18 protein-coding genes and 4 tRNA genes are annotated in these 24453 nt (G+C 38.1%); 5 read left to right on the top strand and 17 right to left on the bottom strand.

Features of this window, described 5'->3' with window-relative positions:
* The first annotated feature begins 406 nt into the window (after positions 1-406).
* Positions 407-1186: an enoyl-ACP reductase FabI gene (locus BS34_RS0105390; RefSeq protein ID WP_029407514.1), complete on the top strand. Its 780-nt coding sequence runs from the start codon at positions 407-409 to the stop codon at positions 1184-1186.
* 454 nt (positions 1187-1640) lie between these two features.
* Here BS34_RS0105390 and BS34_RS0105380 read toward each other — a convergent pair.
* The 9 genes from BS34_RS0105380 to tig form a co-directional block, all read right to left on the bottom strand.
* Positions 1641-1717 (bottom strand) — tRNA-Asp (locus tag BS34_RS0105380).
* Positions 1718-1725: 8 nt separating this feature from the next.
* Positions 1726-1801, bottom strand: a tRNA-Val gene (locus BS34_RS0105375).
* A gap of 120 nt (positions 1802-1921) precedes the next feature.
* Positions 1922-1998 (bottom strand) — tRNA-Asp (locus BS34_RS0105370).
* Between the two features lies 1 nt (position 1999).
* Positions 2000-2075, bottom strand: a tRNA-Val gene (locus BS34_RS0105365).
* 137 nt (positions 2076-2212) lie between these two features.
* Complete coding sequence (locus tag BS34_RS0105360; RefSeq protein ID WP_029407512.1) at positions 2213-2485, bottom strand: HU family DNA-binding protein; 273 nt, start codon at positions 2483-2485, stop codon at positions 2213-2215.
* Between the two features lie 108 nt (positions 2486-2593).
* Positions 2594-4990 carry an endopeptidase La gene (gene lon / locus BS34_RS0105355; protein WP_369699487.1) on the bottom strand — a complete coding sequence of 799 codons (2397 nt, stop codon included), beginning with the start codon at positions 4988-4990 and terminating at the stop codon, positions 2594-2596.
* Between the two features lie 290 nt (positions 4991-5280).
* Positions 5281-6540 (bottom strand): ATP-dependent Clp protease ATP-binding subunit ClpX, encoded by a 1260-nt coding sequence (gene clpX / locus BS34_RS0105350; protein ID WP_029407510.1) that lies wholly within the window; start codon positions 6538-6540, stop codon positions 5281-5283.
* A gap of 11 nt (positions 6541-6551) precedes the next feature.
* Positions 6552-7151, bottom strand: coding sequence for an ATP-dependent Clp endopeptidase proteolytic subunit ClpP (gene clpP, locus BS34_RS0105345; RefSeq protein ID WP_029407509.1), 600 nt, complete (start codon positions 7149-7151; stop codon positions 6552-6554).
* Positions 7152-7482: 331 nt separating this feature from the next.
* The gene (gene tig / locus BS34_RS0105340; protein ID WP_029407508.1) at positions 7483-8796 is read right to left on the bottom strand and encodes a trigger factor; all 1314 of its coding nucleotides are present in this window, start codon (positions 8794-8796) and stop codon (positions 7483-7485) included.
* A 317-nt stretch (positions 8797-9113) separates the two neighbouring features.
* On the opposite strand from tig, the gene BS34_RS0105335 reads away from it, so the two are divergent.
* Complete coding sequence (locus BS34_RS0105335; RefSeq protein WP_029407507.1) at positions 9114-9317, top strand: YgaP family membrane protein; 204 nt, start codon at positions 9114-9116, stop codon at positions 9315-9317.
* A gap of 44 nt (positions 9318-9361) precedes the next feature.
* Here BS34_RS0105335 and BS34_RS0105330 read toward each other — a convergent pair whose 3' ends face one another.
* The 6 genes from BS34_RS0105330 to BS34_RS0105305 all read right to left on the bottom strand — a co-directional run bounded on the left by BS34_RS0105330 (position 9362) and on the right by BS34_RS0105305 (position 16767).
* Complete coding sequence (locus tag BS34_RS0105330; RefSeq protein WP_029407506.1) at positions 9362-11272, bottom strand: ABC-F family ATP-binding cassette domain-containing protein; 1911 nt, start codon at positions 11270-11272, stop codon at positions 9362-9364.
* A gap of 25 nt (positions 11273-11297) precedes the next feature.
* Positions 11298-11990: a lipoprotein-releasing ABC transporter ATP-binding protein LolD gene (lolD, locus tag BS34_RS0105325; protein ID WP_051640699.1), complete on the bottom strand. Its 693-nt coding sequence runs from the start codon at positions 11988-11990 to the stop codon at positions 11298-11300.
* A complete protein-coding gene (locus BS34_RS0105320) occupies positions 11983-13233 on the bottom strand; it encodes a lipoprotein-releasing ABC transporter permease subunit (RefSeq protein WP_029407504.1) in 1251 nt (416 codons plus the stop codon). Before BS34_RS0105320 ends, lolD begins: the two co-directional genes overlap by 8 nt.
* 11 nt (positions 13234-13244) lie before the next feature.
* Entirely contained in the window at positions 13245-13946 is a 702-nt protein-coding gene (locus BS34_RS0105315) for a trimeric intracellular cation channel family protein (RefSeq protein ID WP_029407503.1), read from the bottom strand.
* A 77-nt stretch (positions 13947-14023) separates the two neighbouring features.
* Complete coding sequence (locus BS34_RS0105310) at positions 14024-15340, bottom strand: NAD(P)/FAD-dependent oxidoreductase (protein WP_029407502.1); 1317 nt, start codon at positions 15338-15340, stop codon at positions 14024-14026.
* 245 nt (positions 15341-15585) lie between these two features.
* Entirely contained in the window at positions 15586-16767 is a 1182-nt protein-coding gene (locus tag BS34_RS0105305) for an MMPL family transporter (protein WP_158660978.1), read from the bottom strand.
* 488 nt (positions 16768-17255) lie between these two features.
* Between BS34_RS0105305 and mfd the strand changes: the two genes are divergently transcribed.
* The 3 genes from mfd to BS34_RS0105290 all read left to right on the top strand — a co-directional run bounded on the left by mfd (position 17256) and on the right by BS34_RS0105290 (position 22707).
* Positions 17256-20699, top strand: coding sequence for a transcription-repair coupling factor (gene mfd, locus BS34_RS0105300; RefSeq protein WP_051640698.1), 3444 nt, complete (start codon positions 17256-17258; stop codon positions 20697-20699).
* A gap of 72 nt (positions 20700-20771) precedes the next feature.
* Entirely contained in the window at positions 20772-21431 is a 660-nt protein-coding gene (locus BS34_RS0105295) for a CsiV family protein (protein WP_051640697.1), read from the top strand.
* Between the two features lie 121 nt (positions 21432-21552).
* Complete coding sequence (locus BS34_RS0105290; protein ID WP_051640592.1) at positions 21553-22707, top strand: IS4 family transposase; 1155 nt, start codon at positions 21553-21555, stop codon at positions 22705-22707.
* A gap of 74 nt (positions 22708-22781) precedes the next feature.
* Here the strand turns inward: BS34_RS0105290 and minC are convergent, their stop codons facing one another.
* Positions 22782-23519 carry a septum site-determining protein MinC gene (minC, locus tag BS34_RS12560; protein WP_051640696.1) on the bottom strand — a complete coding sequence of 246 codons (738 nt, stop codon included), beginning with the start codon at positions 23517-23519 and terminating at the stop codon, positions 22782-22784.
* Positions 23520-23612: 93 nt separating this feature from the next.
* Entirely contained in the window at positions 23613-24452 is an 840-nt protein-coding gene (locus BS34_RS0105280) for a thiazole synthase (RefSeq protein ID WP_051640695.1), read from the bottom strand.
* Position 24453: the final 1 nt, after the last annotated feature.

Genomic DNA, 24453 nt, shown 5'->3' with positions numbered 1-24453 from the left:
AAATCTATAGCTTATAACGCAGAATAAATACAACGTTTAGTAGCCCCGTGACAATAGAATAATGAGACCTTTGCACGAGATAGGCGCGAAAGAAAAATGAGGGGAAATTTGCCTGATTGCGGCGGAAAATGCAGGGAATAGCTAGCTATTCGCAAGTTTTTCAACAAAAATCGGGTGAATTTTAACCATTTTTACTCGTGCATACTCTGGTGCAAAGGTCTCATAAAGTTAATACTTAAATCGTGTTTCTATCGTAATCAATTTTAATAACTTCAAGCATTATAACCAATAATTTAGCGTTATAATGCCTATAAATTTTAATGGCATTCAATTCACTTAATTGAGTTTTTACCCAATAAGAGAACTCATTGAATGTCTTTGTCTAAAATCACTATTGGAGAACAATATGGGATTCCTAACTGGAAAAAAAGCCTTAATTATCGGTGTGGCAAATAATAAATCTATCGCTTACGGTATTGCTAAGCAAATGCATGAGCAAGGAGCTGAAATCGCTTTAACCTACCAAAATGAAAAGCTAAAAGGTCGTGTAGAAAAAATTGCTGATGAACTTGGTTCTAGTATTGTCCTTCCATTAGATGTTGCAAGTGATGCAGAATTAGATGCAACATTTACAGAGCTTGCTAAAAACTGGACTGAGGGCTTGGATATTCTAGTCCACTCTGTGGCATTCGCACCACGTGAAGAACTTGAAGGACGAATGATTGATGCCTCTACACGCAATGGTTTTAGTATTGCTCATGACATTAGTGCATACAGCTTAACAGCATGTACAAAAGCTGCCTATGAGATGTTAAAAGCAAAAAATGGTTCAGTTATGACGGTTTCATACCTTGGTGCAGAACGTGCAGTACCAAACTATAACGTAATGGGAATCGCTAAAGCATCACTAGAAGCCACTGTGCGCTACTTAGCTGCTGACCTTGGTCAAGATGGGATTCGCGTTAATGCCGTTTCTGCTGGACCAATCAGAACTCTTGCGGCCGCCGGAATTAAAGACTTTAGAAGCATGTTAGACAAGGCTGCTCAGTCTACTCCACTTCGCCGCAATGTTTCGATTGAAGAAGTCGGTAATACTGCTGCATTCTTATGTTCAGACTTAGCTTCAGGTATTACAGGTGAGATTACCTATGTTGATGGTGGATACAATATCACCGCTTCAACCTAGTTCAGTTCCTACCAGGCCTGGTAGGATTCTTAAACCAGAATAAAGCCAATTAAACCGCATTTTATTGCGGTTTTTTATCTCTAACAGACTCAAATCCAAGGAGACCTTTGCACGAGAGTATGCACGAGTAAAAATGGTTCTAGGTGCCCCTTGAGGGTAAAAATTTACCTGTTTTTTGTTGTACCCCAAGGGCACTTCCGTTGGGCGACAACTTACAAATAGCTAGCTATTCCCTGCGTTTCCCGCCACAAACGAAGAACTCGACGCCCGAAGGGGTAAGTCGAGAATCAGGCAAATATTCTCTCATTTTTCTTTCGTACCTATCTCGTGTTTATGCCCTTGGGTGCAAAGGTCTCCAAGAGTAATAAATAGTGTAAACAAGATGAATAATCTTTAATGAAGTTACTGATATAAAAAAAGCCACTAGAGTAACCTCTAGCGGCTTTTTAAATAATGGCGGAATAGAAGGGATTCGAACCCTCGACACCCTGCGTGACAGGCAGGTACTCTAACCAGCTGAGCTACTACTCCGTATTGTATGGTGGGTGATACTGGGCTCGAACCAGTGACCCTCGCCTTGTAAGGGCGATGCTCTCCCAACTGAGCTAATCACCCAGGATATTCGATAAGTCTTATTTTTGATGCTCTACTGAGCTTAAAATGCTTATCTTATAGTTACTGCAAACTCCTGAAGATTTGCAATAAAAAAGCCAGTCAAAGACTAGCCTTAAAATTTGGCGGAATAGAAGGGATTCGAACCCTCGACACCCTGCGTGACAGGCAGGTACTCTAACCAGCTGAGCTACTACTCCATGGTGGGTGATACTGGGCTCGAACCAGTGACCCTCGCCTTGTAAGGGCGATGCTCTCCCAACTGAGCTAATCACCCAATTAAACTTGCTCTACATGGCTTGTGGCCTGTATTGCTGTGCTTAATTGATGTGGCGTATTATAGAGTTCTAGGAGAGCTTGTCAATCAAATTTAAATGTTTTTTTACATTTTTTTGACAGCTGATTTCTAAGTTATTAATTAACTGCTTCTTTTAGCGCTTTACCAGCAGTAAACTTAGGAACTTTAGCTGCTGGAATTTGCATTTCAGCACCAGTTTGTGGGTTACGACCAGTACGTGCAGAACGCTCACCTACTTTAAAAGTACCAAAACCGATAATAGCAACAGAATCACCAGTACTCATTGCTTTAGTGATAGAAGCTACTGTTGCATCTAATGCTTTAGCTGCATCTGCTTTTGTTAAACCAGCTTCTTCTGCGATTGCACTTACTAATTCAGATTTATTCATTTTTTTCTCCATGAGTTTTTAATATATTTTTTATCCACCACCTTTGGCTAATGCATTTATAGCAATCATCACCAAATGGTGTCAAGTAAAAAAACGTATTTTCACTAATTAATGTCGATTTGAAGCCTTTTGCGGTGTTTTTTGGGCTTTATCATCAGTATAAGTTATGGCTTCAGTTACGCTGTCTATAGGTTTTGGCTCTTCAGTTAAGGCTAATTCTAAAACCTCATCCACCCATTGAACAGGATGAATATCGAGTTGATTTTTCACTTCTTCAGGTACGTCTGCCAAATCTCTCACATTATCTTGTGGAATTAATACGGTTTTAATGCCTCCACGCAGAGCAGCGAGTAATTTCTCTTTTAATCCACCTATTGGAAGCACCTCACCACGCAATGTAATCTCTCCTGTCATCGCTACGTTCGCTTTAACAGGAATTTTAGTTAACACTGAAGTAATGGCCGTACAGATAGCAATACCCGCACTAGGACCATCCTTTTTAATAGCCCCTTCTGGAAAATGTAAATGTAGATCATTAGTTTCATAAAAATCATCATCCAAACCTAATGTTTTAGAACGACTTCTAATAACACTCATTGCCGCTTGTACAGACTCTTGCATTACACTACCTAATTGTCCTGTACTGGAGAGTTTTCCTTTACCTGGCATTGCTGTCGCTTCAATACGCAGTAAATCTCCGCCTACTCTTGTCCATGCCAATCCTGAGACTTGACCAATCCTATCTTCTGAATCAGCCAAACCAACACGATAACGAGCTACACCTAAATAAGACTCGAGCTCTTTTGAAGTAACTAAAATTTTGCCGGCATCAGCTTCGTTAGTCACGATTTGTTTTACCGCTTTACGACAAATCTTAGCAAGTTCCCGAGCCAGTAAACGCACCCCTGCTTCTCGAGTGTAGATTTGAATAATAGCGAGCAGAGCCGATTCCTCAATTTCTAGCTCACTCTCTTTTAAACCATGGTCTTTTAAAGCACGAGGTAAAAGATGTTGCTTAGCAATATTGAGTTTTTCAGGTTCAGTGTAACCAGATAAGTTAATCACCTCCATACGGTCTAATAGCGCCTCAGGAATATCCATTGAGTTAGAGGTAGCAACAAACATTACATCAGATAAATCGTAATCGACTTCTAGGTAGTGATCGTTAAAGGCATTATTTTGTTCGGGATCGAGCACTTCTAACAATGCTGAAGCTGGGTCTCCGCGCATATCACTAGACATTTTGTCTATTTCATCTAATAAAAATAGAGGGTTCTTAGTGCCTGCTGAATGCATTTTTTGAATAATTTTACCTGGCAAAGCACCAATATAGGTTTTACGGTGCCCTCTTATCTCCGCTTCATCGCGAACACCACCTAATGACATGCGAACATACTTTCGATTGGTTGCTTCTGAAATAGAACGTGCTAATGAGGTTTTACCTACACCAGGAGGCCCAACTAAACAAAGGATTGGCCCTTTCATTTTCCCAACACGCTTTTGCACTGCGAGGTATTCAATAATACGTTCTTTAACTTTCTCCAAACCATAATGCTGAGCATCAAGAATGTTTTCGGCTTTATTCAAGTCTTTTGATACTCGACTACGTTTTTTCCAGGGAATATCAATTAACCAATCTAAATAATTTCTGACCACTGTCGCTTCAGAAGATTGTGCTGGCATTAATTTAAGTTTTTTAAGCTCTGAATTAGCTTTATTTTTTGCAGATTCCGTTAACCCAGCCTTTTCTATGCGCTGTTTAATTTCATCTAATTCATTAACCGCTTCTTCATCACCTGATAATTCCGTGTGAATGGCTTTAATTTTTTCATTGAGATAATATTCTCGCTGAGTTTTATCCATTTGTTTTTTAACACGACTGGTAATTCTGCGTTCAGACTCTAGCATTTCAAGCTCTGTTTCAACTAGCGCTAAGACTTTTTCTAATCTATCACTAGTAGACGTTAACTCAAGTAGGGACTGTTTTTCATCAACTGAGAGCTTTAAATTTGAAGAAATTAAATCCACCATACGTTCGGGATCTGTCTCTTTTTTTACTGAGGTTTTTACTTCGGAAGGGATTTTTTTCTTTAGTTCCGCAAACAAGGCAAAGCGTTCACTCAAAGCACGCATCAACACAATTGAATCTGTTTCGTTTTCTTCATTAGATTCAATTTCACTAATATCACCAAGTAGTACATTCTCTTCTGCATATAAGCCAGTCAATTCAAAGCGTTGAACCCCTTCAACTAAAACTTTAACCGTACCGTCAGGCAGTTTTAAAAGCTGCAATATGTTTGCCATGGTGCCAACAGAGTACAAATCTTCAAGGGTTGGGACATCTAGCTCGGCGCTTTTTTGAGTAACTAAAAATATTTGTTTATCACCTTGCATAGCCTCATTTAAGGCCTGTATTGATTTTTCTCTGCCCACAAATAATGGCATTACATTTCCAGGGAAAACCACTACATCTCTTAATGGTAAAATTAGTACATTCATTTTCATACTTACTTGGTCTATATCCATTATTATCCCTTATCAGGTATTTTGTCTTTAAAAAACCCAGCATATAGCTGGGTTTAAAACGTTTATTTAAAGGGCTATTTTAACTGAGACCTTTGCACAAGATTATGTACGAGTAAAATGGTTCTAGGTACCCCTTGAGGGTAAAAATTCACCTTATTTTTGTTAAAAAACTTGCGAATAGCTAGCTATTCCCTGCGTTTTCCGCCGCAATCAGGTAAATTTTCCCTCATTTTTCTTTCGCACCTATCTCATGCAAAGGTCTCAACTTTCTATTCACTCGATGCTTTTTTAGACTGCTCTTCTTTATAAACAAGCAACGGTGATTTTTTACCTTGAATCACTGCTTTATTTATAGCGACCTTTTCTACATTTTTCAAGCTTGGTAGGTCATACATCGTATCAAGCAACAATTGCTCCAAAATTGAACGTAGACCACGCGCTCCGGTTTTTCTTTCAATTGCTAAATTCGCAATTTCAGATAGCGCATCTTTTCTAAATTCTAGTTCAGCACCTTCCAGTTCAAACATTTTCTGAAACTGCTTCACTAAAGCATTTTTTGGTTCAGTTAAAATTTTAATCAAAGCGGCTTCATCTAATTCTTCAAGGGAGGCAATCATTGGAAGACGACCCACAAACTCTGGAATAAGACCAAATTTGATTAAATCTTCTGGCTCAATCTTTTGGAATTTCTCAGTGACTGAAAGCTGTTTATCCTTAGTTTTAACTTCTGCAGAGAAGCCAATACCAATATTGGTTTCCGTACGTTGGTCAATAATCTTGTCTAAACCTTCAAAAGCGCCACCAACAATAAACAATATTTTAGAGGTGTCCACTTGAATCATATCTTGGTTTGGGTGCTTGCGTCCGCCTTGTGGAGGAACTGAAGCCATTGTACCTTCAACCAATTTAAGTAAAGCTTGCTGAACACCTTCACCAGATACATCTCGGGTAATTGATGGGTTTTCAGATTTACGGGTGATTTTATCAATTTCATCAATATAGATGATTCCGCGCTCTGCTTTTTCAGGATCATTATCACAACGTTGTAGTAATTTTAATACGATACTTTCAACATCTTCACCAACATAACCTGCTTCTGTTAACGTGGTTGCATCTGCAATCGCAAAAGGAACATCTAACAAACGCGCTAAGGTTTGTGCTAAAAGTGTTTTACCAGAACCTGTTGGACCAATTAAAAGAATGTTACTTTTAGTTAATTCTACATCATCTTTAACGTGTGCTTGTTGTAGACGCTTATAATGATTGTAAACCGCTACAGAAAGTACCTTTTTAGCATTAAATTGGCCAATAACATAATCATCAAGAATGTGACTGATTTCATGCGGTGTAGGTAAATTTTCTAGTTCAAATTGGCTAATATCTTCTTCACCAAATTCATCACGCAAAATGTCATTACATAACTCAACGCACTCGTCACAGATATAAACCGACGGACCTGCGATTAACTTTCTAACTTCATCTTGCCCTTTTCCGCAAAAAGAACAATACAATGTCTTATCTTCACTCATACTTTACTGCCTTAACGATTTGTTAATACTTTGTCGATTAAACCATAGTCACAAGCTTGTTCAGAACTCATGAAATTATCTCTATCTGTATCTTGCTCAATCGTTTTAATATCCTGACCGGTATGATCAGCTAACGCTCTATTTAACTTTTCTTTAATTTGTAAGATTTCTTGAGCATGAATTTGAATATCACTTGCCTGCCCTTGAAAACCACCTAAAGGTTGATGAATCATTACACGAGAATTAGGCAATGCAAATCGTTTACCCTTCGCACCTGCCGACAATAAGAAAGACCCCATACTTGCCGCTTGGCCAATACACATAGTACTTACATCAGGTTTAATAAAACGCATGGTATCGTATATAGCCATACCCGCTGTCACGCTACCGCCTGGAGAGTTAATATATAAATGAATATCTTTATCAGGATTCTCTGATTCTAGAAACAACATTTGAGCCACAATCAAATTGGCCATATGGTCTTCTACCTGTCCAACTAAAAAGATAACGCGTTCTTTTAAAAGTCTAGAATAAATATCGTACGAACGCTCGCCACGGCTAGTCTGTTCAATTACCATTGGTACGAGTGCATTTTGAATCATGTTATCCATATACTGCTTTATGTCCTGTAGGTTTTATTTGAGACCTTTGCATGAGATAGGTGCGAAAGAAAAATGAGGTAAAATTTGCCTGATTGCGGCGGGAAACACAGCGAATAGCTAGCTATTCGCAAGTTTTTAAACAAAAATCAGGTGAATTTTAACCATTTTTACTCGCGCATACTCTCGTGCAAAGGTCTCATTTATATTAAATTTGTATTTAGGAGTATCTTAGCCTTTTCTGAGGCAAAAAAAAACTTAACCCCAAGCACAAATAAGAAATATATGCTCAGGGTTAAGTTTTGAAGTCTATACAGCGTTATAAATTGAGTTATAAATTGAATTACGCAGGCGTATTGATAACTTCTTCAAAAGCTTTAGTCACTTCTTTTACTTTTGCTTCTTCAATAATTTTAGCAGCAACCTTACCTTCAACTAAAACACCTCGAATCTCAGATCGTGCGCCAGGGTTCTGTGCATACCAACCAATCACTTCAGAAGGATCTTCATAAGAAGAAGCTTGTTCAGCAATATATGCTTCAACTTCTTCATTTGATGCTTCAATATTATTAGCTTTGATAATATCGCCTAAGATCAAACCTAACTTAACACGCTCTTTCGCTTCATCTTCGAATTGAACGGCTTCGATTTTAACATCTTCAGGTTTAACGCCTTGTTCCTGCATGCTTTGTACGGCACGGTCCATCAAGTTTTTAACTTCTTGTTCAATCAAAGACTTAGGTAATTCTACATCAACAACTTCTTGAAGTGATTTTAAAGCCGCGGCGCGATTTTTACTTTCTACAGCTCTAGCAAGTTCTTTTTCCATGCTATCTTTAATTTCTTTAACTAAAGAGTCTTCAGAACCATCTTCAATACCAAATGACTTCACAAATTCTTCGTCAATTTCAGGAAGAACTTTCGTTGAGATAGAGTGAACAGTAATATCAAATACAGCTGTTTTACCTTTTAAAGAATCTGCGTGATAATCTTCAGGGAAAGCCACTTCTATAGCCTTTTCTTCACCTTTTTTCATACCAACGATTCCATCTTCAAAACCAGGAATCATACGTCCAGAACCAAGCTCTAATGGAACATCTTCAGCTGATCCACCTTCAAAGGCTTCTCCATCGATTTTTCCAGTGAAATCGATGATAACTTGCTCACCCATTTTAGCTTTTTTGGCGCCACTCTTAGAAGGTTTCCAAGCCATACGCTGTTCACGAAGACGAGTAATCATACCGTCAACATCTTTATCCGTTACTTCAGATTTGATTGTTTCCACTTTTACGCCTGAAAATTCAGGAAGTGTAATTTCAGGATAAACTTCAAAACGAGCGGTAAAAGTGACTTGACCATCTTTGTCATCAAGACTATCAAACATTGGGTAACCAGCTACTTGAATATTTTCTTGTTCAGTTGCATCGTAAAATGCTTTTTGTAGTGCTTCACCCATTACTTCTTGGTGAACCTGTGCACCATGACGTTTTTTAACTACGCTTAGTGGTACTTTACCTGGACGGAAACCATCCATTTTTACCGTGCGACGAATTTCATTTAAACGTTTTTCAACATCTGCACTTAAATTATCAGATGGGAACGTTACCGTCATTTTGTGCTCAAGACCTTGTTCTGGCTTTTCTACAGTTACTTGCATTTTTAAATCTCAAAGTTCGATAGTTTTAATAGATTAATTAAAAAACGTCTTAAAATTTCTTTTAAAGGACAAATCTTAATCGTTAAAATTTAGAGACAGAATTATACGGATTTCGCGTACATATTTAAAGTAAAACTCATAAAATGGAGTAAAAACAATAAGAAAAGTGTAATTTTAATGGGTTTTCTTGAGTATATATTAAAAACTGATAGAATTCGCAGCCAAGAATTATTGATACTTAAGTCTTAGTTATTGAATGACTTAGATAACGACTAAAACAAATAACAGAAATTAAACTTAAATTTAAGGAATCTAAAATGACAATTGAGAGAATTGTATTACTTGTAGCAGGAACCATGGTTCTTTTGAGTACCATACTTAGTGTTTATCACACGCCTGTATGGTTGTACCTAACCGGTTTTGTGGGTGCTAACCTTGTTTTTTCTTCTATTACGGGTTTTTGCCCAATGGTATTAATCTTACGTAAACTAGGTTTTAAACACGGACCATCTTTCCGTTAAAAACAATTGAATTGCATCTTAGGTTAAACCCTAAATGCAATTCATCACTCCTCTAACTCTTTTTTAACCTCTTCAATTAACTCTTCTAATTCTAGCCAACGCATTTCAGCCGCTTCTAATTGTTGACTACATATTGCCTGCAACTTTAAGCATTCAGATAACTTTTCTTTACTTGCCGTATCGTACAACGATTCATCTTCCATCATCGTATGGTAATTTGATAAATCCTTTTGCAAGGTTTCCATTTTTTTATCAAGCTGCTTAATCTCTTTTTGGTAGGGCTTTATTTGATTTTCTAATATTTTTCTTTGTTGAGCATTTTGTTGGCGCAACTCTTTTTTAGATTGACCAGGCCTGGTTGTTTTATTTTCTGACTGTGCTTGCTTAATCGCTTTTAATTGTTCTTGTAAATACCCGTCTAAATCGCCATGATAAAGACTGACTTTACCTTTATGAACCCACCAAAACTGGTCAGAAATACTAGCTAGTAAATGTTTATCATGGGTTACCAAAATAACTGCGCCAGCAAACTCTTGAATAGCCATATCTAAAGCATCGCGAGTTTCCATATCTAAATGGTTAGTCGGTTCATCTAAAATAATTAAATTTGGTTTTTGGTAGACAATAAGGGCTAAAGCTAATCGAGCTTTCTCACCTCCAGAAAAGGTTTTTATAGACTCTAAACACTGGGTATTGGAAAAACCAAACTGTCCCAAAAAATCGCGTGATTCTTGATCAGATGGAGAATTTTCTTGAGTTAACAAATGTTGAAGTGGACTTTGATCAAAATGCAAAGAATCAATCTGATGTTGAGCAAAGTAACCGATTTTAACGCCTTTACTTACAATCACCTTGCCTGATTGTGGTTTTAATTCTCCCACCAATTGCTTTAAAAGAGTAGTTTTTCCTGAACCATTTACCCCAACCAAACCAATGCGATCACCTGCACGCAAAACAAGATCTACTGATTTCAAAATTGCCTTGTCGCCATAAGAAAATGATAAATCATTAATATTCATCATGGGATCAGGTTGATGATCTGGTGAAAGAAACTTAAAAGTAAATGGGTTCATTGCCTGAACCGCAGCCACTTCTTCCATTCGCTCTAAGGCTTTTACACGGCTTTGGGCTTGCTTGGCTTTACTTGCTTTTGCCTTAAAACGTTCAATAAAACTTTTTAAGTGCTGCATTTGCTGCTTTTGCTTATCATGCAAAGCTTGTTGCTGCATTAACTGTTCATTACGCTGGCGTTCAAATGCAGCAAAATTCCCTGAATAGAAGGTAATCTTTTGGTTATGTATGTGAGCAATACCTTGCACTACTTGATCTAAAAAATCACGATCATGAGAGATGATAAGAACCGCACCTTCATAAGATTTTAACCATTGCTCCAACCACGCAACGGCCTCAATATCTAAATGGTTTGTAGGCTCATCGAGTAGAAGTAAATCTGCACGCTGCATCAAAGCTCTTGCAAGCTTGAGTCTAACTTGCCAACCTCCTGAAAAAGCCGATAGATTTTTATCAAAATCACTATCCGTAAAACCTAAACCATAAAGCAGTTGCTTGGCTTTATTAGGAACTAGATAACCCGATATTTTATCTAAAGCATCGTAAGCTGAAACCAAGGCTTCATTGTCACCTAAAGATTCAGCTTGCTTAACGTTATCGGTACTTTCAGCATATAAAGAGTCACCATATGTAACATACTCTAAGGAGTTAAGCTCTTTAGCAGCAACCTCTTGTTCTACACAACCTATCAACCAATTATGTGGAATACCTACGCTGCCAGATTCGATTGGAACCTCATTTAAAATAGTTTTAAACAATGTCGTTTTTCCAACGCCATTTTGACCAATTAAGCCAATTTTTTGTCCAGGATGAACCGTAAGAGAAGCAGAGTCTAAAAGCGGTTTAACACCCGCTCTAATAGAAAGGTTTTGAAGAGTTAACACAGATATCCAATTTTAAGTTAAAAATTTAAGATGTCGTTAAGCGACCATCTAATAAGGTGACTTGTCTATCCATCTGGGCAGCCAGGTTACGATCATGGGTAACAATTAACAACGCGGTACCTAAATCTTCATTAAGTTCAAGAAGTAAGTCAAACACTTGACCCGCAGACATATAGTCCAAATTACCGGTTGGTTCATCCGCTAAAATACAGGTTGGATTCGTTATTAGAGCTCTAGCAATCGCTACACGTTGACGCTCACCACCAGATAACTCGCTTGGTTTATGTAACGCTCTTTCTGATAACCCCACTCTTTCAAGTAATGTTCTAGCTTTTGCAGTCGCTTCTTTGGTAGAAACTCGCCTAATTTGTAGAGGCATCATGACATTTTCTAACGCGGTCAGTTCTGAAAATAAATGGTGAAATTGATAGACAAAACCCATATAGCGATTTCTTAACTTACCTCTTACCACATCATTTTTTTCAGAAAAGGGTTCACCGTTAAGTGTGACCTTGCCCTTATTAGGAGAATCTAAACCCGCTAGAAGATGAAGCAGTGTACTTTTGCCTGAACCAGATGCCCCTACAATAGCTACCTTTTCACCCTTTTTTAACTGAAAATCAATTTCTGTAAAAACTTCAGTTTCAATTTCTGCGTCTTGATAGGTCTTTTCTAACCCTGTTGCTTCTAATACAACATTGTGAATATGATTACTCATAACGAAGCGCCTCCGCAGGATTCACTTTTGATGCTTTTCTTGCCGGGTACAATGTTGCAAGCAAGGTTAATAAGAAAGCCAAACTGGTTATATACCAAACATCAGACCAAACTAACTTTGAAGGTACTGAGCTAATGTAATAAATATCAGGGGGGAAAAACTTAAAGCCCAACAATTGCTCAATAAAAGGCACAATCACATCAATATTTAAAGCCAAACTTAAGCCCCCTATTAACCCCAATATGACACCAAGCATACCGATAATTAGTCCTTGTATAATAAAAATCAACTGAATACTCATGGGAGTTGCGCCAATCGTTCTAAGAACCGCAATATCACTTTGTTTATCTGTTACGACCATAACCATGGTTGAAACAATATTAAACGCAGCCACCATAATAATTAAAGTCAACACAATAAACATCATGCGTTTTTCCATCTCAATTGCTTTAAAAAAATTACTGTGCTGTTGACGCCAATCACGCATATACAAAGTACGATCAACAACGCCGGCTAGTTCAGATTTAACTTGACCGACATTAAATAAGTCATCCAGTTTAAGTTGTAATCCACTTACTGATTTACCATATTTAAAGACTTTTTTAGCATCATCAATATGAATAATTGCCAAGCCACTATCATACTCATGCATACCCGCTTCAAAAATACCGCTTACAGTAAAACGTTTAATTCTAGGAACCACACCAACTGGAGAAACACTTCCCTGCGGAGCAATTAATGTGACCTTATCACCAATAGAAACTCCCAAACTTAAAGCCAACTCATGCCCTAAAATAATATGGTATTTTTTGGGTTGCAAATCATCTAAGCTTCCAAACTTCATCTCGCTTCCGATATCTGCAACTTGACCTTCAAATTCAGGCAAAACTCCACGAATGGCCACGCCATTAACCTTATTTCCAATGGTTAACATCCCCTGCTCCATAATGTTAGGAGCCGCACCTTCTACATGAGGTTGGTTAATGACTTGGTTGTAAAGCGTCTGCCAGTCTTCCAGGCGGTCGGTACGTTCATTAATCGTCATATGAGCAGTCATACCTAAAATACGGTCGCGGAGTTCTTCTTGGAAACCATTCATTATAGATAAAACCGTAATTAACGCTGTTACACCCAAAGCAATACCTAGCATTGATGATAGTGAAATAAATGAGATGAATCCATTGCGACGTTTTGCACGTGTATATCGAAAACCTAATAAAAGTTCATACGGGATTTTGACCATAGATTAGCCTATTATTTAGCCTTATTTTTATTGTTGGTGTTATTTGCTTTTTCTAATTTTTGTTGTTGCGTTTTCTTGGCATAACTCTGTTCAGGTGCTTTGTAAGAGATGAAAACTGGTAATTCTATATTAAAGAGTATTGCCCATACTCTCATAAACAATGTAATAGTTATTGAAACAATCACCGCAACTTCTATCGTAAACCCGGTATGCTCCATCAATAAAAATATACTCGCACCCGTAAACGAGGCTGTAGCGTATATTTCTTTACGGAACACTAACGGAACTTCACCAACTAAAACATCACGAATAATACCACCTACCACGCCAGTCATAATACCCGTCATGATTGCAATAGGGTCAGCAAAACCTAAGGCCATGGCTTTTTGAGTCCCTATTACGGTAAAAACCGCTAAACCTAAAGCATCAAAAAACAAGAGCATCCGAATAGGAAGGCGTTTAAAACGTGCAAAAAAGAATAGAAAGAGTGCCGATATTACAACAATATAAATATAAATGACTTGTTGTGTCCAAAAGACAGGAACATCAATAATTAAGTCGCGCAAAGTTCCGCCACCAATCGCTGTAACCATTGCAATAACGATTGCACCAAATAAGTCTAATTGTTTTCTGCGGGCAGCCAATAGCCCAGTAATAGCGAAAACTACTGTACCAAGGAGATCAAGATAGTGAAGAGTGAATGCAAGCGTCATAGCTTGCGTATTATAAACGAGGGCAAAAAAAAACGCCCTGCTAATTGAGGGCGTTTTTTACTATGACTAGCTAAATATTATTTATCTGATTTCAGACGCGTAATACCTAACATTTTCATAATGTATTTCTGATAAATCGGTTCAGAGTTACCAGACTTCATATTACGGATAAAGTATTTCTCAAATGCAATTTTAGCTAAGTGAACCCACTTACCTTTCTTAGCCCACGTTAAGTTACGTGGTGGAATTTGAGGAAGAGCAACAAATGCTGCACCAGAATCACCCATATCAGCAAGACATACTGTATTCCAAGTAGGTTCTTCGTATGGTTCTTTACCTTCTACGTTCGCTTCAATGTTATGGCAAATAGCAGTCACCATTGACTCAATCATTAAACCAGTTTTAGGTGTACCGCAAGGAACAGGACACTTAGCATCAACTGGAGGAATCGCAATACCTACACCTAATGAGTAAATATTATGATAAGTCGGGTTACGGCTATATTTATCAACCTTAACAAAACCACGAGGATTAACTAATGGACCACCCATTTTTTCTGGATCTGCATCCACTAATTCTTGTAGGAACTTAGAACCTTTAAATGCAGGTAGCATCATTGCATATTTAAATGGCAACTCGTGCTTATTAATCACTTCACCTTGGTTGTTATGCTCATCAATATACATGATTCCATCATCAATTTTGGTTGTCTTTGCATTGCAAATCCATTCAATATGACGGTTACGCATTTCTGATTCCATTAAACCTTTAGAATCACCAACACCACCTAAACCTAAGTGACCAATATAAGGTTCAGCAGTAACAAAAGTCATAGGAACTTGGCTACGGATTTTACGCTTACGTAAATCTGTTTCCATAATCATGGCAAACTCATAAGCAGGACCGAAACATGAAGCCCCTTGTACCGCTCCAATAATTATTGGGCCTGGATTTGCGCAGAACTCTTCCCATTGATCATAAGCTTCAACAGCGTGTGCGGTAGTGCAAACAGAAACCGTGTTACCACCGTGACTCTTAGGACCAAAACCTTCAACTTCGTCAAATGCTAGAGAAGGACCTGTAGAAAGGATTAGGTAATCGTAATCCATTACTGTGCCATCATCTAAAGTAATATTGTTATTATCAGCATCTAAACCAACACAAGTTTGGTTGTAAAACTCAATACCTTTGCGTGTTAAATAAGGTTCAAGCTTAAATGAGATGTCTTCTGGTTTTCTCCAGCCCACTGCCACCCATGGGTTAGACGGAACAAAGTTAAATTCATCAATTGCGTTTACTACTTTTACAGTATGACCCTTGTCTAAATGCTTACGAATATCGTAAGACATTGGTAAACCACCGGTACTAGAACCAACTACAACTACTGTTGCCATGTTTATGCCTCGTAATTATTTTTTATTATTAATTATATTATTAATTATTATATGAATGAAAATCTCATGAGATATTGTAATAATCAAGCTTTCTTGAAAACACAGTATAGAGATAATTGTGCTTATATTGCGATATTTAACTTATAAAAGAAAATAAAATTTATCAATGACAAATCAACTTAACTAATAACTCGATAACAATATCTTGTGGGTTCAATGACTTAAACTCTACAAGCCATTTAAATTTAACGTTTATTTTTTGTCATTAACATTGCTGGGAGCACGGTTAATATAAGAAAAGTGGCTATTACAACCGCTAGCATGGTTAACTGGCTAGCCTGGTTTACCAACTGATTATTACTCAGTAATAAAACTGCTAAGCCAGAAAAAAGCACCCAAGAGGTAATCCAAATTGGACGACCAACACTTGCCATAGCAAAAATAACGGCTGATTTTGGATCGGAAAATAACGTATATTTGGCGCGAGCAAAACGTGAAAAAAAGTGGATACCGTCATCTACAATCAATCCAAGTGGAACCATCCATATTAACAGGCTCCAATTAGCCTCCCCTGAAAACCAGGAAAATAATGTTATGGCTAAAAGTAGTGCCAGTAAATTGACCCAAACATTTAACAAAGCCAACTTAACACTTTTCCAAAAAAACCAAAATAAGAGTGCAAATAAAAACGTTAACCAAAAGAGTTGCTCTAACTCTTTTAAAGCAGAAAAGTTAAGCCCTATTAACAATAAACCCAACAACCAGCCAGTTATAGTCAATATTTTTCGGTACAGTGTTTTTTTCTCTAACCATTTTGCAACAAAGGTCAAACCATGACGATCAGATGAATTACCCACTCTAAGCTCTAATAGCCAGTTTAATAAAACCATTGGAAGCCAGCTAATACTAATTAAAAAACTCAAAGTAACACCAACCACAACCAACCAAGCTAAATCAAGGTATTGAGAATCCAACCAGGCAGCAAAAACAAATCCTAGTGCCGTGGTTAAGTTAGACAAAAAGATAGGTGCCGTGTTTAATTTAAGGGCTTCTGCAACAGCATCATATTGAAACAATCCCCTGGCCATTTCGCGCAATAACGTACTAAGAATATGAACAAGGTTGCTACTTAACATCGTCATCAACACAACCAAACCAAGCAGAGACTCCTGGTTTAATGCATATCCCAACCACCCAAGCACACCAAATGTCATAAAGGCAATATAAACACTCAAGCCCAGTTGCAATAAAACCACCTTAGGAGAATCTAGTAAATAACCTACAACGGCACTCATCACAAGCAAACTTAACGCAAAGATAACCAAATCATTTAATACATTAGAAACATCTAAATTTACCATTCCCAGTAAACTTAACACGGTAACACTTATCCAAGTAGTTAATAACTTAGCTTTGTTATGAGCCATAATCTGCACCCAAGAAAACGCCCAATTCCCCACATTCACCTCACATAGAACCTTTGAATCAAGTTGTTATTAAAAAATTTATCTATTCTTAAATTCAGAGAGACCTTTGCACGAGAGTATGCACGAGTAAAAATGGTTCTAGGTGCCCCTTGAGGGTAAAAACTCACCCGATTCTTGTTGTACCCCAAGGGCACTTCCGATGGGCGACAACTTGCGAATAGCTAGCTATTCCCTGCGTTTTCCGCCGCAAACGAAGAACTCGACGCCCGAAGGGGTAAGTCGAGAATCAGGCAAATTTTTTACCCTCAAGGGGTACTCACGCCTATTTTTCTTTCGCACCTATCTCGTGCAAAGGTCTCTCCGAAAGTAACGCCTAAATTTAATGATTTATAACTCTTACAAGGCTCTGTTAATAATTTAGTCAGTTTTAAAAGTACGAGTAGTTTAAAATATTGGGCTCAATTTTTGACAAAGAATCCACTAAAAGCATGAAAAAACTTGCGTCATTACTAAAGACCGATCAAATATCCATTAAAGGCCATCGTTCATATTGGGCTCCATTAACCCATTCTGAAAGCACTTTAGCCATTGCTAACCGCATCCAGAAATCACCAGGCCTGGTTGTCATTCTTACTGAAAATTCGCAAATAGCTAACCAGTTACAAGAAAGTTTACATTTTTTTCTTGCTGATTCTACGGAGATATTAACCTTTCCGGAATGGGAAACGTTGCCTTATGATCAATTTTCCCCCCATCAAGACATTGTTTCTGAACGCCTAAAAACCTTATATCGTCTACCTACCATCAGCCAAGGTGTATTAATTGTTCCAATTGCCACCTTTATGCAAAAAGTAGTACCTCACGATTACATTCAACAATTTACCTTTTTACTTAAAACTGGTGACACACTCGATGTTGAAAGTTTTAGCCAACAATTAGAATCGGGTAGTTACCAAAGAGTAGGTCAGGTATATGAACATGGTGAATTTGCGGTTCGTGGTGCCATTATTGACCTATTCCCAATGGGCAGCAAAACCCCTTTTAGAATTGACCTTTTTGATGACGAAGTCGAAACAATCCGTAGCTTTGATCCAGAAACACAGCGCTCTATAGAACAGATAGAAAAAATTGAGCTTTTACCTGCAAAAGAATTTAACTTTACTAAACAAGGTGTTGATTTATTTAGACATAAGTTTAAAGAATATTTTGGTAATGATGCTAGAAATGCGCAGGTCTATAAAAGTGTTACTGAGGTTCAAAACATTGGTGGTTTAGAATATTATTTGCCGCTGTTTCATGAAAATTTGACCAGCCTATTTCAGTATTTACCTAAAAACAGCCTCTTTTTTGATTTTGGCAACACTGAAAACACTCTTGATCAAACCCTAAGGGACTATAGAGAACGTTATGAAATTGGCCAACATAACCCTGACTTTCCACTACTAAAACCGGTAGAGATATTATTACCACCTGATCAGTTTTTAGCTGAACTAAAACAACACCATAGAATTACCCTAGAATCCGTTTGCTCAGAGAAAACAACCTCTATTTTTGATACTCAACCGCTTCCCGATCTAACTGTTCAATCAAATAGCGAATACCCATTAGCTAAACTCAATGCGTTTTTAGATCGCTATAATCAAAAAGTGATTTATAGTGCAGAGTCTACCGGACGACGCGAGACTCTCCTTACCCTACTGGGTAAACATCAACAACACCCTAAAATTGTTAACACATGGCAAGAAGCTATTGATTCTACTGAACCTTACAGCATCATTGTTAGTCCGTTAGAAACCTCTATACATACTGAACAATTTAGCGTAATTTCAGAGACGCAAATCTTTGGGAAAACGGTGGTGCAAAAGCGTCGTCGTAAACGTAAGCATGATGACTTCAATACCGCCGTTAGTAACTTAATTGAGCTCGATTTAGGCAGCCCAATTGTTCATATAGACCATGGTGTTGGCCGTTATCTTGGATTAGAAACTTTAGAAATTCAAGGCGATAAAAAAGAATTTTTAATGATTGAATACGCCGGTGATGCCAAACTCTATGTACCCGTTTCCTCTTTACATTTAATTAGCCGCTACACCGGCGCAACACCAGAAACCGCCCCACTACATCGTTTAGGAAGTGATAAATGGGAAAAAGCCAAACGTAAAGCCGCTGAAAAAGTTCATGATGTTGCCGCAGAATTATTAGATGTTTATGCGCAAAGAGCTGCCAGGCCTGGTTATGCCTTTAACACTCCCGAAGAGGCTTACCAACGTTTTGCTTCTAGTTTTCCATTTGAAGAAACCCCAGATCAACAACAAGCCATTGAATCCGTTATTGCAGACATGCATTCAAAACTCCCTATGGATAGATTGGTGTGTGGTGACGTAGGCTTTGGTAAAACTGAAGTGGCAATGCGAGCAGCATTTATTGCTGCTTACGATGGTAAACAAGTAGCCATGTTAGTTCCAACCACCCTACTTGCGCAGCAACATTTAGAAAACTTTAAAAACCGTTTTTCCGACTGGCCAATGCGTATAGATGTGCTCTCTCGTTTTCAAACGCCAAAACAGCAGAAACAAACCCTGGAAGATTTAAAAGAGGGTAATGTCGATATTATTATTGGAACTCACAAACTCATCCAAAAAAATGTGGACTATAAACATCTTGGTTTAATTATTATTGATGAAGAGCATCGTTTTGGAGTAAGACAAAAAGAACAGCTTAAAAAAATGCGAACCGAAGTTGATGTGCTCACCATGACCGCAACCCCCATACCAAGAACCTTAAACATGGCCATGAACGATTTACGAGACTTATCTATCATTGCCACACCTCCTGCAAAACGTTTAGCCGTGCAAACCTTTGTTCAAGAGTGGAATGATGATGTTGTTAGAGAAGCTTCTTTACGTGAAATTCGTCGTGGTGGGCAAGTTTATATCCTCTACAACCAGGTCGATAAAATAGAAAAAATGGTCGAGCACATTGAGGCATTAATTCCTGAGGCTAAAGTCACTTTCGCTAATGGTCAAATGCACGAACGTGAACTTGAAGCAGTCATGGAAAACTTCTATCACCGTCGTTACAATATTTTAGTCTGTACCACGATTATAGAAACGGGTATCGATATCCCTACTGCCAATACCATATTAATAAACCGTGCCGATAAATTTGGACTCGCTCAGCTTCACCAACTAAGAGGTCGTGTCGGTCGTTCTCACCATAAAGCTTATGCCTACCTATTTACCGCCGGTAAATCCATGCTTAGCAAAGATGCCGATAAACGTCTAACCGCAATTGCCAAACACGACACCTTAGGCGCAGGCTTTATGCTAGCCAGTCATGATTTAGAAATTCGTGGCGCCGGTGAACTGCTTGGTGATGGTCAATCAGGACAAATACAAGAAATTGGTTTTGGGTTATACAGTGAACTGCTTGAACGAGCTGTTAAAGCCCTAAAATCGGGTAAAAATCCAGCACTTAATACCGCATTGCATAGTGGAAGCGAAGTAGATTTAGGGGTTACCGCTCTTATCCCAGAAGATTATCTACCCGACGTGCATACTAGACTTGTATTTTATAAACGTATTGCTAGTGCCCACGATAAAGCAGACCTACGTGAACTGGAAGTAGAAATGATTGACCGCTTTGGTTTATTGCCCGACTCGGTCAAAAACCTATTTGCAGTCACCCGTATAAAACTGTTAATAGAGCCTATTGGGATCACCAAACTGGACGCTGGCGAAGCCATGCTTCGTATTCAATTTAATGCCGAACCCGATATTGATCCTATGAAATTAATTAAGTTGATTCAATCACAGCCTAAGCAATTTAAACTAAAAGGACAAACGGAGTTAAGCTTTTTCGATACAATGCCAGATATTGAGCAGAGAATATCTGCCATTGAGTTAGTGATCAAAAGCATAGCACTAACCTAACCGTCTAAATACAAAGCCTTTCAGTCTATTGATTGATTGGAAATTTATTACTACAAGCTTTATGAGTCAAACATGTCTAATAAAATAGTGTCAACCTTCAAACGTTTATCAATTCTAAAAAACCAACTTGCAGTTGCAATCTTGTTTGCAAACCTTGCCTTATTTACATCGCAAGCGCAAGCGCAAGTCCCCTCTTATAAAATTGAAGTCATCGTGTTTGAAAATCTAAACTTAAAAGGCTGGACTGAAGAACATTGGCCCGATCAAATAGAGCTACCCTCTACTGAAAACAGCACTTCTATCTTCACTCGTAACCAAAAGCCATTATGGATAAACCGCAGAAATCAAAGTCTTGTTGGTACAGAAGCGAAATTAAATAAAAGAGGTTACCGCGTTATCTTTCACCAGGCCTGGTCACAACTGGCTTACGCCAATAAAAAAGCGCCAACGGTTCTAATTGAAAATGATCAAAAAAGAGGGGCTAACTTAATAGGAACGGTGCGTTTATACAAAACTCGTTTTGCGCATGTTGATTTTGACTTAGAATTAGAACGTCGTATCCCCTCTAAAATTTTAGAAAAATTTGCACAAAATCAAGGTATTTCTGCTGGAGAGGCTCCAACTCATTGGCGCTTTAACATTAAAGAATCAAGAAAAATAAAACCGGGTGAATTACATTATATTGACCACCCATTATTTGGTGTTTTAGTAAAAATCACGCCAAATAAATAGTTACCAGGCCTGGCACTAGTGTCCGGAATAAATATTAAAAGCCTTGACAAAAAAGCCGTAACTCCTAGGATAGAAGTATTTCCACCACGAAATAGACTTCAAAAACAATGAGATTACGGCTGTGTTTAACTCTACCCGATTTGCCCAATTTTTAAAACCCATTCGTACCACTTTTCAATCACTTGTTCATCAATATCAAACCGACAAACACGCCAAAGGGTTTAGTAGCTGGAATCAATTAGTCGCGATGATGTACGCACAACTTAGTGGCACTAAATCATTACGCCAGTTGGTTGAAGGGTTTAACGCCCAATCCTCTCACCACTACCACTTAGGCGTAAAAGAGCTGAAACGTAGCACATTATCTGAAGCAAACCGTAAACGCTCTGCTGATGTCTACCAAGCACTTTGCCAACAACTCATGGCTGGTGTGAATCGACAATTACGAAAAGAACTCCACGCTTTTACCTATCTAATAGACTCTTCTCCAATTCAACTGCTCGGTAAAGGTTTTGACTGGGCAGTACAAGGTTCTCGAGTCACAGGCTTTAAGCTGCATATGCAACTAGAACTATCCAACCAAGTCCCTGTTTGTTTTGAAATCACACAGGCCAATATTCCTGATATTACTCAAGCACGAGAGTGGAATTTAGAACCAGGTTCAACCTATGTGATGGATAAAGGGTACTTAGACTACCTCTGGTGGAAAAAGCTCAATGATCAAAAAATCAAGCTGGTCTGTCGTTTGAAAAAAAGAGCGGCAATTACCGTCATACAATCCTACGAACTCGATGAAAAAGCCCCTCATATTCTTGAAGACCAATGCATTGAGTTTAGTGGTTCAAGCCAGAAAAAACGTCTTGGTCAATTCCAGATGCGCCGTGTTGTTGTCAAACGTGACGATAATAAAGGTGAATTGGTATTGATTACCAATGACTTCGAGCGTTCAGCTCAAGAGATTGCCCATCTATACAAGCAACGCTGGCAAATTGAATTATTTTTTAAATGGATTAAACAACACCTCAAAATCAAAAGCTTCATTGGCCAAAACAGTAATGCTGTTCGTATCCAAGTGCTATCAGCCCTTATTGTGTATCTATTGATTAAGCTTGAACAGATGAAAAATAAGTCAGCAGAACCGTTGAGAGTAACGTTTTGGCGGCTTGCTCATGGGTTGTTTGAAAGACCTATTCAGCAGAGTGAATACTTTAGGCGAAAACAACAACGGGAAGAGTTTAAGAAATACCAACTTCCGCTATGGGAGGCTGGTATATGAATTGTGGTACTGAAATATTATTCCGGACACTAGTGCCAGGCCTGGTAACTTTGTATTAACTCTTACAAAGAGTCTCACTCTAACTGATAACTAAATCTTTGACGTTCAAATAGGGTTTTTACGGCCAGGCCAATATATTGAGTTGGTATATCTTCATAAAGCTGATAAAAGCCTGCAATACTTATTAACTGGGGCTCAAAATTATAGGCTCGAATACTAATTTCATCAATATTCATCATGCCTGAATTACCGGCATATGCCTTGCCCTGCAAGCTTCCGCCAATATAAACATTTCCATCGGCAATCACTTCAGCCCCTTTAAGCACATCACCTAATACAATTAAATCCTTATCTTTGGCATACACCTGCTCACCAGCCAGGACATTACCATTAACGATTTGGGGCGTATCTTGGGAATTATTATTAGCTTCAGTCAATAATTTAGCTTCATCAAACAAATTTGATTTATCGACTCTACTAAAAAGATTAGCAAAAGCGTTCAGTTGTTTATATTTTTGATTAAAGAGCGCTAAACCTGCGTAACTTGATTGTTCTTTAAGACTATCTAACTCTGTCTTTAAGCCGATAGGCAAAAGTCCATTTTGTCTAAAGCATTCTAACGTTTGAGCTAAAAAAGTAGGATTCATCACTTCTTGATCTATTGAGATAACACAAGGAATGGCGGTTTCTTCATCCAAATCACATAATGCAAGTTCTTTAAGTTCTTGATTTATCATTTCAATATTGCAATTGGATAAATAAACCACGGGCAAGGAGAAATCGTTTATATCAATATGAATACTAGAAGACATAACTAACCACTATTACTAATCCAAAATAAATGAAGCTTGAGTCTACAAGAGAGGCCTATAGCTGTCAATTTGGAAATAAACGTTTTACATCGCTTACTCTGAATAATGCCAAAAAGGAGAGTCAATGGTTGGAGTACTCGGCTGAGCTGACTGTTGTTCTGCCATAGGTCCCGATAAATAGGCTTCTCTACCCGCTTCAATCGACTTTCTAAAAGCATTGGCCATCAATACCGGTTGATTAGCTTTAGCAATTGCTGTATTGAGTAAAATTGCATCATAGCCTATTTCCATTGCTTGGATAGCATGAGAAGGAAGCCCTATTCCAGAATCAACAATTAACGTTGTTTCCGGAAAACGATCACGAATAGCTTGTAAAGCATAAGGGTTCATTAGCCCCTTACCCGTGCCAATTGGCGAGCCCCAAGGCATTAACACTTCACACCCCAACTCTACTAAATGCCGAGCAATGACTAAATCATCTGTACAGTACGGCAATACTTTAAAACCATCTTTTAACAATATTTCAGTGGCTTTAACTAAGTCTATTGGGTCAGGTTGTAGATTGTAATCATCACCAACAAGCTCTAACTTAATCCAGTCAGTTTGAAATAGCTCACGACTCATCTTAGCCATATTTACCGCGTCTTTTACTGAGTGACAACCCGCAGTATTGGGTAAAAGATGTACGCCTAAAGATTGAATAATACTCCAAAAACCATGCCCACCCTGTTCATGTGGATTTTGCCTACTAATGGATAAAGTAACCACTTGTGAACCTGATATTTTGATAGCCTCTTTCATTATTTGAGGCGATGGATACATAGCACTACCCACAAACAAACGACTATCTAGCTTAGTTCCATAGATTGACAACTTATCTTGGTTTGTTTCTGTATTAAAAACTGACGGTGTATTTTGTTCACTTTTTTGCATC

This window comes from Thiomicrorhabdus sp. Milos-T2 (assembly GCF_000702325.1).
Classification (GTDB): Bacteria; Pseudomonadota; Gammaproteobacteria; order Thiomicrospirales; family Thiomicrospiraceae; genus Thiomicrorhabdus.
This window is presented reverse-complemented; position numbering and strand designations above follow the sequence as displayed.